This window comes from Elusimicrobiota bacterium, assembly GCA_041658405.1.
Taxonomy (GTDB): Bacteria; Elusimicrobiota; UBA5214; order JBBAAG01; family JBBAAG01; genus JBBAAG01.
The window spans coordinates 93,072-108,329 of record JBBAAG010000002.1 but is presented as its reverse complement, the minus strand read 5'-3'; the positions used below and the strand labels follow the sequence as shown (position 1 = coordinate 108,329).

8 protein-coding genes are annotated in these 15,258 nt (G+C 42.8%); all 8 read right to left on the bottom strand.

The window, feature by feature from the left end; genetic code table 11:
* Window positions 1-17: 17 nt before the first annotated feature.
* Genes WC955_01075 through WC955_01040 form a run of 8 tightly spaced genes read right to left on the bottom strand, consistent with a single transcriptional unit; the run spans window position 18 to window position 15,157 of the window.
* Window positions 18-1,808, bottom strand: a complete 1,791-nt coding sequence (locus WC955_01075) for a hypothetical protein (GenBank protein MFA5857638.1) — start codon at window positions 1,806-1,808, stop codon at window positions 18-20.
* On the bottom strand, window positions 1,805-4,348 hold the full coding sequence (locus tag WC955_01070; GenBank protein ID MFA5857637.1) for a tetratricopeptide repeat protein: 2,544 nt from the start codon (window positions 4,346-4,348) through the stop codon (window positions 1,805-1,807). The genes WC955_01075 and WC955_01070 overlap by 4 nt, the downstream gene beginning before the upstream one ends.
* Window positions 4,341-5,459 (bottom strand): glycosyltransferase family 39 protein, encoded by a 1,119-nt coding sequence (locus WC955_01065; protein ID MFA5857636.1) that lies wholly within the window; start codon window positions 5,457-5,459, stop codon window positions 4,341-4,343. Before WC955_01065 ends, WC955_01070 begins: the two co-directional genes overlap by 8 nt.
* A 3-nt stretch (window positions 5,460-5,462) precedes the next feature.
* On the bottom strand, window positions 5,463-6,236 hold the full coding sequence (locus WC955_01060) for a tetratricopeptide repeat protein (GenBank protein ID MFA5857635.1): 774 nt from the start codon (window positions 6,234-6,236) through the stop codon (window positions 5,463-5,465).
* Window position 6,237: 1 nt separating this feature from the next.
* Window positions 6,238-7,911: a tetratricopeptide repeat protein gene (locus WC955_01055; GenBank protein MFA5857634.1), complete on the bottom strand. Its 1,674-nt coding sequence runs from the start codon at window positions 7,909-7,911 to the stop codon at window positions 6,238-6,240.
* Between the two features lie 10 nt (window positions 7,912-7,921).
* Entirely contained in the window at window positions 7,922-10,300 is a 2,379-nt protein-coding gene (locus WC955_01050) for a hypothetical protein (GenBank protein ID MFA5857633.1), read from the bottom strand.
* Between the two features lie 15 nt (window positions 10,301-10,315).
* Window positions 10,316-12,745 (bottom strand): hypothetical protein, encoded by a 2,430-nt coding sequence (locus WC955_01045; protein ID MFA5857632.1) that lies wholly within the window; start codon window positions 12,743-12,745, stop codon window positions 10,316-10,318.
* A 30-nt stretch (window positions 12,746-12,775) separates the two neighbouring features.
* A complete protein-coding gene (locus WC955_01040) occupies window positions 12,776-15,157 on the bottom strand; it encodes a hypothetical protein (protein ID MFA5857631.1) in 2,382 nt (793 codons plus the stop codon).
* Window positions 15,158-15,258: the final 101 nt, after the last annotated feature.

Genomic DNA, 15,258 nt, shown 5'->3' with positions numbered 1-15,258 from the left:
TATAACATAACAACAGATTATTTAGGTTTTTGATAATATTTTGTTATCAATAAAAAGATGAAGGCCAATCCTGAGACGACAAAACCGATAGTTGCTTTGACGTTACGGTAATTGAACTCAACATCATAAGTACCCGTAGTATCAAGTTTTACCGCCAGTAACCCTTTAAAATTTTGGATTACCCCCTTGTTTACGGACCAGTACTTAAAATAGTTGTGGTTAAGCACCAGTGTCCCGGGTGAATCTATTTTTACTGAAACCACTATTATATTCGCAGTAAGCGTTGTTATATCAGCCACATTCTGACTTTTATCTTCTATAAAGAAAGCTTCTCCGATATATGCATCATTAACTATTTTTTCAACACTTTCGCCCGTAATTTTGTAAAACATTTTTGGTACAACATATTCCTGTAACAGCACAGGCCCGTACCAGTTTTTAGTCCCAACATTTTTGCAGGTGTTATCATAAAGGTACACAGAATCGCGTTTATCCAACAATGCTGCATGATAAAACTCACCCCCGTGTGCAGGTTCAGGAGGGGCAACGAACTCCGTGGCATTAAAATATTCATACGTAAAACTCATCAACGGTATGATTGACAGTACAAACACTACTCCGAGTATGGCATTAACTATTTCTTTACTTATAACCTCCGAAACCTTCCCGCTAAAATATGACACCCCTGCACCGCTGATTGCTGATATTGAAAATACTATAAAAAAGTTAAAATACTTCGCCGGCATTGTCATAGCATTCATCCAGGGAAGATGCCAGAGAGGCTTAAAAATATCAACCGGTAATGTCCATGCTGCACTTAACATAAACGCGGGAACAAGAAGTATCACCCAATGATATACTTTTTTATACAAAAACAAGGACAAAAGAGTTATTAATACCGGTATAATACCGACATGACAAGATAAGTTTTCGGTTTTAAATATTTCTGTTTTATCTATACACGCGATATTGCTTAATTTATTCACATTCATTGCTTTAATAGTATCAGCACTATAAACTTTCCCATGGATTTTTACCACCGGATACATCATCGATCCCTGTATTGAGAACAAATCCAGGACCAATACAATTTTCACCGCGCCAAGCAGTACCGCAAATATTGCTGCTACCACTGCTTTTTTTGGATATGCATAGTTGACACAAAACTTACCATCCTTCCTTCCGGCAGAACGGATAAAACTGTAGATACACAAAAACAGGATGGTGGATGGGAAAACAAATTTTCCATCAAAAACCAGTAATGCTAATACAGCGGCGAGTAATATCAAATACTTTCTCCCATTATTCACATAGAGTTCAAAAATATACAGTACCAGCGGGAAAAGGTAATAATACATTTCGTTGATATTACCTCCCAAAAACCGTATTGGAAACCACGTGCAGGAACATAATACCGCTGATGCGAATACCGCACCGGCTACTGTGTAACTATACCACCTGCGCAGGAAATAGTACATCGCTAATGTCCCGGTTAATAACAGCATTAATGCCATAAGTTTCAACCCGGCAACTTCGCCAAAAACCAGGGTAAAAATCAATAACGGACTCAATGACGGGTCATCAGGGTCACCGGCTGTAGGAAATCCGCCGCCCAAAAAATGTGTCCTCAGAGGCACCTGATGTGATTGAAGCACAGTCTCCCGTGCAATATGATGCCTTGCAGCGAACTGCAGAAAGTCGTCATTATTCATTAATTTGTCAAACTTAGGGAATACAGGAAAGATGTTTAATATTACAATACCCGTTAAAAATATTGGTACCAGTATATCAGTATACTTGATCTTCATTCCCGTCCACGTCCTGATCTTGTCAGAGCGCCTACCTTACCCGCGACACCCAAATCCTGAGGGTTTAACTCCGCTGCCCGGCGGTAACTATCCAGTGCCAACCCAGGTTCTTTAAGGTTCTCATACGCTCTACCCAAAAATACCCAGTTTTCGAAACTACGCGGGAATAATTCAATACTTTGCCTTAGCAACGCCACACCTTTCTTTTTTTCTCCAAGATCAAAATACACGCGGCCAAGATTTGCGATGACATCGTGCTTGTTGTTAATACCAAGCTCTAACGCTTTTTCGTAATACTTAACAGCTGAATAAAAATCCTTTTTCCCGGAATAACAGCACCGTCCGAGGCCGTACGCTGCAAGTGAAGAAGACGGGTTAATCTTTTCAGCAGCAAGGTAGTTTTCATAAGCTTCATCCCAGTAACGGTTACTTTCGTAGATATTACCAATCGTGAGATACAAATTCTCACCGCTATCCTTCCGGAATGCTTTACTCAAATACTTTTTTGCTAAATACTTATTTCCTGTTTTCAGGTACAAATCTGCGATACGCAAAAGTAACGCCGTATTCCCCGGCTGTTCTCTCAATAATAACAGGTAAACCTCCCGTGCGGAAGAAATATTGCTGACACGCAAATACAATTCTGCGAGGGCTTCATATTTTTGCTGAAAAAACGGATGGACTTCAACTGCCCGTTTATACATTTTCTCAGCATTAATAACATCTCCTTCTTTCTCCGCGATATTGCCCAGCACGTAGTATGTATAACCATACTTTTTATTAACTTTCAAAGATTGCTGTAAAAACTGTTTCGCCGTTGCGATGTCTCCGATACCGGAGTACGCGATCGCAAGGTTGGTGATAACATCATACCTCCGATTATTTTTTAGTAAAGCATAATGTGAAATCCGTATCATATCGACATGGTAGCCAAGTAAAGTACAAAGTTCTATCATTGAACGGTACTCCGGGACGTTATCTGCCATCGTAAATATTACAGGATTTACTTTTTCATTATTCTCTTGTAATAACCCTGCGGTTGCAGCGGTAAGATACTCATAATTTTTGTTTCGCACAGCATCCACTGACCTCCCGGTTCCAGTATTTGTAAAAACAATACCGGTATAGTCCAAAAACTTAACTTCCCACGCGGGATTATCCCACAGGTAACGTATAAACTTCCTATCCCCAGAAAAACCGTGATGCATAACAACAATATTTATCCCATTCACCTGTGCGAACCTATCAAACACCTGTGGTTGATCCATCAATAAGTAATAGTTTATACTGTTATCAACAAAAATATTGTTCTTAGGCGATAGGCGCCAGAATAGGTATCCACTGGAATTTATATCGTTGAATATCCGACCCGAAGGTAATGCGTCCCTGACATAATCCGCTGCACCGGTGATATAATAATACGGTTTCAATCCTAACCCGAACCCGCTGATATCGTCATAAATCCTTCTAGTGACAAACTGCCATGAAAATGTTATGCAATAAAGTAGTGTTGCTGCAATAACAGTATTTTTTATTATCACCCGCAATTTAGGAGGTATCCGCCCCGCATACTTTTCATATAACCAGACATAATTTTCTGCAGTAATGGGTAAGGATGTAAACACAAAAAAAGGTATATTTCTTACACTGCGCAAGGATAGTATTAAAAATATGAGGTAAATCCCAAGATGTGCTGGAACAATTTTCCGACGGAGAATAAACCCTGATAAACTCACGAGAATCCATATTTTGTATGCCAGGGCAAACGCTTCACCGTTCAACTCGCGGATAAACGGCGATCTTAGTTCACCCAGTACTGAAGATATTCCCGGGTGCACGCTGAACAGATGATAAACCTTATTGCCACAAGGATTCACTGAAATCATGATTGACATAAATAAAATAACCGCAGTAAGCGTGAATACTTTAGAAATTTTATTCACCCTCGTATTTTCATCTACACTTTCTGCGACAGAAGGAATCCATGCTCTTGCTATCACGTCGACATAATATATTCCCGTGATTGCCATACCGATAACAAAATCATCCGCAGTATTCACCCAAATAAGCTGCAAAAGGGGTAGAAGGTATATAGTTTTACTATCACTTCCTTTACGAAAACGCTCTAATATATGAAGATATATACCGATTAGCAGCAAAGAAAACACTTCCGGCCGGGGTTGTACCTTCGGGCTAGCACTAATAAAAACAAGTATGAGAAGCGGTAATACACACCAGTGCAGGCGGTTGTAGTTCAGTAATAAAAAAAATAGTACCGCTGCGATAATAAGTACCGAAGTTTTAAGTATCTGTACACCATAGATACCGCTGATTTTGTACACCGCAGCGAAAGCAACATCAAAAATCCAGCCGGTATCCGTTGAAGCTAGCAGCGTATGGGTTTGTATTGCGTTCTCACCTGCCTTTAGATGCCGCCAAAGATCAAGGTCAACCACACGGGATGTACATATCAACCCCCAAAAAAGTAATACTGCAATAAACGCGGCCTGCTCAAATTTTATAACTTGTATATTACGCACCTGCCTGCCCTTTCTCTTTATACGCTGATATAACCCCAGTTTTTTTGAATACCCAGAAAAACACCTCGCCGGCGATATAAAAAATCCCAAGTGAAGACAAGTATAGCCGGTGGTCACAGACTGGACGCGAAGTCATTATCTTCAGTAATGGCAGTATTGTCAGCAAAAACCATAGCATGCCAAAAACGACCTTATCAGTAAATTTTCGGGTGTACCATACTATCCCTAACATGCTTACTACCAACAACAATGATAAATACGGTGAACTCAATACCCTGTAGTCAAAGTAGAGGTACGAAAAGTCTATCGGATAAAATAGTTTGTACATATAAAAAACCAGTTCGTCAAATGTTGACATAATTTTTGTGTCAAACCAATACTGCATTGCCGGCATTTGTAGCGTACTCACCGTTAATGCAATATAACAAAGAATAATATCCATCACCCAAAAAGGAAGCGTCTTTACTAAATCCTGCCAGGTAACTTTTTTCTTCAGAAAAAAACATACCAGTAACAACATCACCGGTAAGGTCATCGCCAATGTTTTTGAAAGCATTGAACATATGAATGACAGAATAGCCAGTAGATAGTACTTCTTGTTATCAGCCTCGAGATACTTTACATAAAATATCAGTGATAACATATAAAACGCGAAGTACATAACATCATCCCGCCCGCTGATCCACGCAACGGATTGCACCTGCACGGGATGCACCGCAAAAAGGATACCCGCGATAAAAGCTACTACAACATTTTTATGTGTAACCAAATAAATAAAATAAAATGCCAGGACGCAGTTTAACAAGTGAAACAATAAACTTGTCAAATGGTAAAGCACCGGGTTTAGTTTGACAAAAGAATATTCTATTGATAACAATAAATACAAAAACGGGCGGTATTCAAAATTACACGGTTCAGAAAATATGCGGTACACATTTTTTAGTGACAAAGTTTTTATTACCGGATTATCAGTCAGTATCAGGTCATCATCCCAGTTCGTAAAACCGTTGTTCAGTACCGGAAAGAAAGTTAATACCGCAACACAGAGCAGTACCATTAACGCAACCGGTGTATTGAACTTGAACACGCCTTGCCGTAGGGACGATATCATTTATTAATGTACACCCCAATCCGTTTCTTCAACTTTTTCGCGTATCAGCATCAGGAACTGTTGATCCACCTTATATCCTGCTTCGATAAGAATCTCAATATCACCTTTTGCTTTCCCGTATTCTCCGATAGTAAAGTATGCTTTTGCGCGGTTGGCATAAGCGTCATAATACCCGGGATTTATTGCCAATGCGCGGTCATAATCCTTAATAGCATCTAAATTCCTTCCTTGAACGCTTAACGTATACCCGCGGTTAGTATGCGCTTCCGCGTATACGGGATCCAGTTTTATTGCGGTATCAAAATTTTTCATAGCTATACCATACTGCCCTTTTTTTGCATACGCAATCCCGCGGTTGTTATACACCTCCGGATACTTTGTCGCAGCAACTTCTATCGCTTTATCATAACACTCAATAGCTTTATTATATTCATTATTATAAAAATACGCATCGCCAAGTGTATAATACACCGACACTTGCTCACGGTTAAAAAAAGCTGGATTATTAGGATTAGAATACCGCGCAGCGTATTCCGGCATTATCTTTATGGCATAACTTAAATCCGCGATTGCCTTATCATACTCCCCGCGTTCTATATAAGCATACCCGCGGTGTTTATAGACAAAGAATATGTCGGGATTATTCTTGAAACTGCTGTTCCACAACTTAATACTATCACCCCAAACCTTTACTCTCTCCCTGCTTATATATGAACAGATTGTTATCACGCAAATTAGAAATATAACTGAAGATACTCTCAATATTTTTATGGCCATACTATCTTGTATTCTTTGTTTTATTCATAAACTCGTTCATCATATCTTTTGTGACACGTGAATCCCCGTACTCCTTTGCTTTAGCAAAAAAGTACTGTGCATAATCATACCTTTTTGTTTGATAGTATAACATTGCCAGGTTGTAATAAGTATCCGTGTATTCAGGATTAAGTTCCAGCGTGTGTTTCCAATACAGTTCTGCGAGCTTATAATTATTCAAACGGTAGTATAACAATCCAAGGTTAAAATGAGCGACATCATAGTAGGGATTAACCTTTAATTCAGCAAGAAATTCGGCTTCAGCTTCCCTAAATTTTCCTTGTTTAACATAAATCAATCCGATATTATTATGCGCCATTGCATCAACCGGACAGATCTCCAAAGCTTTTCTATAATGAAATTCAGCTTTTGTATCAAAACCTGACATAAAAAGCATGACACCAAGATTCCGGTGTGCCAATGATGAATGCGGCGCCATACGCACCGCGGTTTGCCAAAGGATCATTCGATTACTGAAAGTGTATGAATATGTAAATGTTATAAAACAAAAAAGCATTATTACCGCTGACTGTACTGCAAGCACTATCTTGCTCCTCACCTGAAGAATATCAACAATTTTTGTCTCTAACAATAAAATAATAAGCCCTATTACCGGTAAGTACATCCTGTGCTCATAATACAACACCGCGTTTTTGTTGTCAACCCGCAGGAAAGACGGTACTAAAAAGATAATAAGCCAAAACATTCCTAATGCCATATACTCCAAGCGTTTACGGAAAAACGGGTGAAACAGCGCTGCAATAACTATAATTGCGATAATACCGGTAACCAGTGTGGTATCCTGCACCAACACCATTGGAGAAAGGTTGAACGGGAACAGTACTTTCCCAACCAACTGCACAAATGCAGGGATAGCTGACACCACTGATTCTATCAAGTTGCCAATATCCTGCTCCATAGGCTCCGCCAATACTTTATCACGAATAATAAACCATGCTGCTGCTATAAATACGGAAGAGAGGATTATTTTGATATACCTCTTATGCTCGCAAATACCCTCCCGCGATTTCAGTACCCATATAAATGCGTATACGCCAATAGCAGCCACAGCAGTTTCTTTTGTGAACATAGCACAGGTGTACCCCAGAATAAAACAACAAAGAAATAGCGGTTTACCGGTTCTCGCATAATCCAGGAAAAATATTGTTGCAGTAAGCACAAACAATGTTAACAGCGTATCATTCCGTCCCGGTATCCACGCAACTGCCTGGGTGAGTAATGGATGAACCCCGAAGAGCAACGCCATAAAAAATGAGGGTAATTCCGGATACCCAAGTTTTTTTAGGAAAACAAATAGTAAACAGCAACATAACACGTGAAGTAAAACATTACCTAGATGATATCCCCATGGATACGCGCCGGAATACTGTGCGTCTATGATCAGGCTTACCACCATCATGGGGCGGTAATACACATCGCAGTCGTGTAACACGCGAAAAACATCCTGCTTAAACGCTGTGAGTATATTTACAGGATTCTGCAAAAATTGCAGATTATCAAGAATCAAAAAATCATCGTCAAAATATACAAACCCAAAAAAAACTGTACGTACATACACTAATGTTATTACAAGCGCTAGGAGTATGGTTAAACCTGTGGTTTTATTAATTTTCATGCCCTATCGGTTAGTTCAATGTTATAAGTGCAGCTATCACCCCTGTATTCTTAAAAACATTACCATTAAAGGATTGCATAGCTTTCCCGATGACCGCACCGCGGGATTTAAGTTTTTGCCCTACGGTTTTCATTGAACATTTCATCGCATATCCTGGGGTGGATGATGAAGTCAACGAATCTCCGCGCCGGATCGGCCCGTTTTCAAGGTTCACTTTTACGTATATCGGCCCGGAGATCGCAATAGGCTTGCGTGTAGAAGATTTCATGTCCACCGCAGGATCTCCTTGCCCGCCAATGATTAGGCTTGCAGTTTTTTCGCTCGAGACCACGCCGACTACTTCAGTACAATACGCGGTTTTACACCGGACAACCCGCAAACCGTCAGCCGGTGATGGGATTACTATTTCTCCGGGTTGAATATTTTCGGACGGGTCTACATCCATCATTTCAGCGATATCGTCAATATTCGCATATCGCTGCGCTGAACCTGAATATAACCCGCCGATATTAAAATCCTGGTAAGCATACGTCCCTGCACGCATCAGGTATAGCCATGTTGTTGTAGCTGTAGAACCTTTCCCGAGCCGCCATCCGCCGGTCGCGCCAAATGTACTGCTCCCGAATTCACCATATACTTCAAGCGGAAAGTCAGGCGTAGAACTTCCTACCCCCAGATATCCCCCGGTTTTCATCATCATTCCAAACCCGCCGTCAGTCATAGCGGAGTTTTTGTAATACTTGTATTGAATGTCCGTGGTAAACCACAACACATCAGTATTTGCCCCAACCCAGTAATGATTCGAAACCACAGATCCTAGAGTGCCGTATAGTTGTATCTTAGCTCCGCTGCTGGAAGCACCCGGCGCGGCACGGGTTCCGCTGCCAAAGAATATTGTATTTGAAGTTGCACCGCTTAATTTAAGATCACCCGCAAGATTTACTTTGTAGGTTTCAACATTCCCGGCAATACTTATATTGCCATTAGGAAAATATGTTTGTTCATTCGGCCCGTCAACAACCATCATCTGCCGCCAATCCGTCGCGGCACTGGTTACGGTGCCATATAGTTCTATCATACCGGTATCACTGAGGTTAATGGAGACCGCTTTATTTGTAGCATCCGCATTTATCCACGTACCCGCATTGTTTTTGTAAGCGTTATTAGTGATGTATCCCGTAGAACCGCCGTCGATGACAAACGCGTCGCGGTTAATAGTCCACGTATTACCCACCCACGTGTCGCTTGAAGTTTCAACCTTGAACCCCGGAGAGGAAACGCCCATTCCAACCTTCCCCGCTGAGTTTAAAACCATTTGCGGGTCATCGTTATTCTCAGCATTATTATCCGTCCAAAAACCAATACTGTTATTATTTGCGCCTATACGATACCATTTACTCGTGATTTTTTGTACTAACGACAAATCGCTATTCAACCCGGATTCCAGGTATCCCGCTAGAGTAATCCCTGCATCTGTTGTGATATACAGTTTATATGAGTTCCACAGGTTGATATTACCGTTGACGGTAAGTTTATCACTGGGATTTATAGTATTTATCCCGACATTACCTGTATGGTCAATCATCATCCTAGCCTGTGCGCCGGTTGTATAATTGTCGGTAGTTGCAAAATACATCTTTGTCCCGGGCAAACTTCCTGAACTTTGGACATACACCCCTGCCTGCGCGCCTGCAGCTAATGACCCGCCGTTATTCGCACGGAAGGTCAGGGATGCGGAATCACCGTCAGTACCAGACGGCGAAATTGTTACCGACCCGTAAGTTGTCCCCGGGGTGGGGTATGTATGCGCAATTTCGGAAACCACTTCGAGTTTTGAATTTGGCGACGCTGTACCAATCCCCAAAGACGCGCCTGTGGGGATAAGGATGGAGTTACCAATAATATTTGTGTTAGTAAATTTTACGAAATAATCAATTGTCCCGGTACCGGATTTTTGTGAATGCGTAGCGGAAGATACATATACCGAATAAGCAGTGGATTGAATTTTTTCACGGGGTAATAACAAAGTAAGTTCCGCCTCACTCGTTGACCCCTGAGGCCCCACAAGGACTTCTATATAGGGTGTGGTATCACTCCAGGGCACAGTCGCGCAATTAATGACGTAATTGAACAACCCGCGGTCTACGGTTAGTTCCGCAACTTTTGATCCCCAGTAAACAGTACTACCGTCAGCATTGGTAATCTTAAACTTAAACACCCTGCTGCCGGTAATAAACAACCCGTTCTCTTTATAACGCCCCTGATAATTAATCCCCGGAGGTACTGAACCTCTGATCACGGGAATTAACAGAAATATACTGGACAGTACGGTAACTGCTATTATTACTGTACTAAACACTTTCCCCGCTTGTTTCATTGTTTTAACCATATATTTTTTTCATCACTACTGCAACGCAAGTATCATCGGGATTAACCCGGTTTTCTTACCCTTATCATCCGCCTTAAACTCTTCCATTGCCTTACCGATGATAGCTCCTATTGCCTTCAATTTTTGTTCTTTAGTACCCATCGGGCATTTCATTGCATACCCCGGGGTGGAAGAACTCGTTAAAAAATCTCCTCTTTCAATGTTACCATTCTCGAGGACTACCTTAACCATCACAGGCCCCGCAATTGCCATTGGTTTTTTTATACGGCTTGTCAAAAGATCTTCAGGATTATTAATCCCGCTGCCGCCTCTAAGCAGTAAACTCGCTGTCCGGTGGTCTGATATTACGCCTATGACACGTTCATCATATGCTTTCATATTTTTCCGTACCCGCAAATCACGGTGCGGGTCCGCGATAACAACATCGCCAAGTTCATACTTATCCTTTGGGTCAACACTAACAATTTCTGCAGCATCATCCACCGGCGCATAGCGTTGCGCACCACTTGCGTACAAACCCCCGATTGCTAAATCCTGATAAAGCGGAGTATTGCCTCTGGACAAATATAGGTAAGTATTGTTACTAGCATTCGTCGGCCACCTGCCAAGCTTCCATCCACCGGTCGCGCCGTACTCCCAGCTACCGATATACCCGTTGACATCTAGTTTTAGGTCGGGATGCGTAGTTCCGATACCAAGCCCGGTAGTATTTAATCTTATTCTTTCAGTACCATCCTCACTCCAGGCAAACGCTCCACTTGTATTGAACCACATATGATTATTTTCTATCCCGATTGCACAGTCGTCAGACCCAACAGTTCCTGCAGTACCGTAGATTTGAATTTTCTCACCGGCGCTACCCGCCCCGGGAGCTGCAACACCGATATTACCAAAAAATATTGTATTCGCAGTTGAACTTGTGAGATACAAATCTCCGGAAATATCGAGCTTCTGCGCAGGATCCGTATTCCCAAAACCTACATTCCCGTTTGGGAACGATACAAGGTCGGATGATGCGGTGAAACGAAACATTTCAGTGAGGTCCGTCCCCCCGGCAGTTTTTGTACCCCACATACTGAGTGTTCCCGCATTTGTAAGTTTCAGAAACGCACCCTGATTTGCCCCATCGGCATTTATCCATGCGTCGGAATCGTTGAGGTATATGTTATTAGATATCCCGCATGCGTTTGTCCCTCCATCATTGTAGTAACCTATCAAAAAAAGGTTACGCCGGGAAGTCCATGTCCTTGCGGTAGTGGTTGTACCTGATGATGCGATTCTGTAAACCGGTGAGACTACGCCGATACCGACGTTAGTAGTGGTGGTAACAATGAACTGCGGAGTATCGTCGGTCTCAGCGCCATTGTTGCCCCATAAAGATATATGCGAATTCATATTGCCTAAACGCAACCATTTCCCTGCACTACTTGAAATTAATGACGCGTCTCCGTTTCTACTCCCGCCATAGTAGCCAATTAATGTCGAGCCGGCATCTGTATAAATATTTACCTTACCCCCGCCGAATAGTGTAAGGTTTCCATCTAATGAAAGTTTATCCCCGGGGACAGTGGTACCGATCCCTACTTTGCCCAAGTGGTCCATAAACATCCTCACCTGCGAACCTGTGGTATAATTATCTGTGGTGCCAAAATACAGTTTTGTACCATAACTTCCTGAACTCTGGACGTATATCCCCGCCTGCGCGCCTGTGGCTAACACCCCGCCGTTATTCGCACGGAATGTCAATGATGTAGACCTATCCGCAGTCCCTACAGGCGTTATTGTCATACTTCCATAAGTTAGCCCCATTGTGGGATACGCATGCGTAACCCCGGAAACTATTTCAAGTTTAGAATTTGGCGATACCGTCCCTAACCCAACGCCGGTAGAGTCATTGTAAAGTATAGAATTCCCAACAACATTTGTGGCAGTAAATTTAGCGACATAATTAGCATCCCCGACCCCTGTTTTTGTTGAATACGCAGCAGATGTGGAATATATAGTGTATGCCGCAGCAAGAAATTGTTCACGAGGAGACATTTGAATTAACTGCGCATCCCCGGACCCGGCAGGGCCAACATAAACTTCGAGGTACGGGCTGGATCCCGCCCAATCCGCAGCGTATGCGTTTATCGTATAACTAAACAACCCTTTTTCTACTGTAAGATCTACTATTGATGACGTCCAGTAAATTTCAGTTGCATCATTGTTTGTCACACGGAATTTAAATGCCCGGGTACCTGTGATAAATACACCGTTTTCGCGGTAGCGTCCCTGGTAGTTTATGGTAGTGGGAACCCCGGCAAACATTGTTCCTTTGGTATACAAAATTATCAGTATAAGCGCAGCAGCTGCAACGAAGGCCATCACAAAAATAACTGCCCGTCCCGCCTGTGAGTGCAGGTACGAAAACATTTTGTTGTAACTAACGCTCATACTTAACATATCATTACTTTAAACCCTTTACCCATCCACCTACTGCAATGCCAGCATCGCAATAATCACCCCGTTTTTTTCTCCATCTGAACCATCATATTTTTCCAGTGCTTTACCTACAACCACACCAATTGACTTAAGTTTTTGTTCGTCAGTCTCAATCGGGCACCGCATAGCTACGCCTGGAACAGATGAACTTGTAAGTAAATCACCCTTATTTATCGGCCCGTTTTCAAGGTTAACTTTTACGCGGACAGGCCCGGCAATCGCTATCGGTTGTTTACTAACATTTTTTTTCTCCGCCTCGATACCATTCCCGCCGATAACGATCCTCGCTACTTCATAACTGGATACCACGCCTGCGATACGGGAATCATACGCTTGTTTTGTTTTCACTAAACGTAAACCCTGCCCGGGATCTGTTATCACTAAATCACCGAGTTCTACTTTTTCAGCAGGATCTACCGCAAGAATCTCAGCAATATCGTCAGCAGTACCAAACCGTACAGCTCCGCCTGCCCATAGAGCACCGATTGCAAGGTCCTGCCTTGCATTACTATCAGCACGGGAAAGGTATACCCAGGTGTCATCACTGGCATTTTCCGGCCCGCGGCCGAGCCGCCATCCGCCGGTCGCGCCATAATCACTGCTGCCAACCCAGCCGTTAGCATCAAGTTTTAGTACCGGGCTTGCTACACCTATACCTAAATTACCGTTGGTATCGTATACCATTTCCTGAGTTGAATTTATGTACCATTTATATCCAAACGCTGTATTAAACCACATGGTAGAACCTTCTATCCCCATTGCATAGTCTGATGCAGCAACAGTACCTGCAGTTCCATAAAGCTGAATTTTTTCTCCGGCACTACTCGCAGCAGGCGCAGCTACACCGGTAGCGCCAAAAAAGATCCTTCGCGAGTCAGCGGTGGTATCATAAAAATCGATATTTCCCGCGACTTCCAACCTTTCCGTCGGTGCGGTAGTACCGATCCCCACTTTACCGTCGTAATCAGGAAACCGCACCATATTCGCCGGAGCATCAAGCCCAAGCATCCTGAGATGATCATAAAACCCATCTGTCTGCCCGCCATAAAGGTCCATGATGCCGGTATTACGAAGTTCCATTGTCAACACTTTTTTCCCGGCAATATTAGCCCATGCATTGGCTGTATCAACATATATTTCGTTACAGGAAACGCTGAACGTCGGCGGGGATGCAGTGTCATGATCCCCTAAAAATAATACATCCTGAATTCCCCATGTTTTTGTCCTATTCGTCGCACCGGAAGTTTCGATCTTAAACTGCGGGGAGGTTACGCCGATACCCACAAAACTTGTTGAGCTTATCACCAGCTGCGGGGTGTTCTGCGCCTCTGCGTTGCTGCTAGTAAAAAATGCGATACTCGATTTATTTGCGCCAAACCTGAGCCAGCTGCTCCCGCTGTCTTTTGACACAATCGTTAAATCCTTATTTCTTCCCGTGCCCATGTACCCTTTGTACGTTGTACCATCGTCGGAATACACCATTGCGTCGTTGAGGTTCCAGACAACAAGATTTCCGCCGTCAAGAGTAAACTTACTTCCTGGTACTGTGGTTCCTAACCCCACGCTTCCCTGATGGTCAATCATCAACCGTGCCTGCGAACCTGTTGCATAAACATTTGTATTACCAAAATACATTTTTGTTCCCGGCCACGCGCTGGAACTTTGAACATAAATCCCTGCCTGCGCACCGGCTGTAAGCACACCTCCGGTTACTGCACGGGCGGTTAATGACGCTGAATCACCATCAGTCCCTGAAGGCGATAATGTCATAGTTCCATAAGTCGTCCCCGGGATAGGGTAGGTATGTGTCACCCCGCCTTCTACTTCAAGTTTAGAATTCGCTGCAGTTGCGCCGATGCCTATACTTGAACCATTTTCTTTGATAATCGAATTTCCGAGAGTATCCCGTAATACAAATCTTGCGAGGTATCCGCCTGTACCGTTGCCGGTAGTCGGTGAATATATTGTTGAGGACGTATAAAATGCATACGCGTTGGCTTGCACCTGTGCCAAGGGAAGTTCTTCCAACAACTGGCTCTCAAGCGTTGACCCCTGCGGGCCGGCATAAACTTTTATATACGGCGTTGTAGTAGTCCAGTCAAACGATGCGTCGGTAACCGGGAGAACGTAGTTAAACAAACCCTGGGTAACCGTAAGATTTACAATACTTGACTCCCAGTAAAGTGTCACACCGGTAGCATCCGTAATTTTGAACTTAAACGCGCGGGTACCTGTGATATACGCCCCGTTTTCTTTGTAGCGTCCCTGATAATTTACTCCGCCAGGAACAGCGGAATATGTATTAGTTAACGATAGCGTTGTAATAACGAACAACACCACTACTATAAAAACGGCTTTCACTTTATTGTTCATCAAGTAGCCCTTTAATGTTAAATAGTATGCTTTAAAGCATCAACTCTAAACTTTATATTAAAAGTATAGTGATAAATGAAGTGATTGTCAACTGTTTTAAT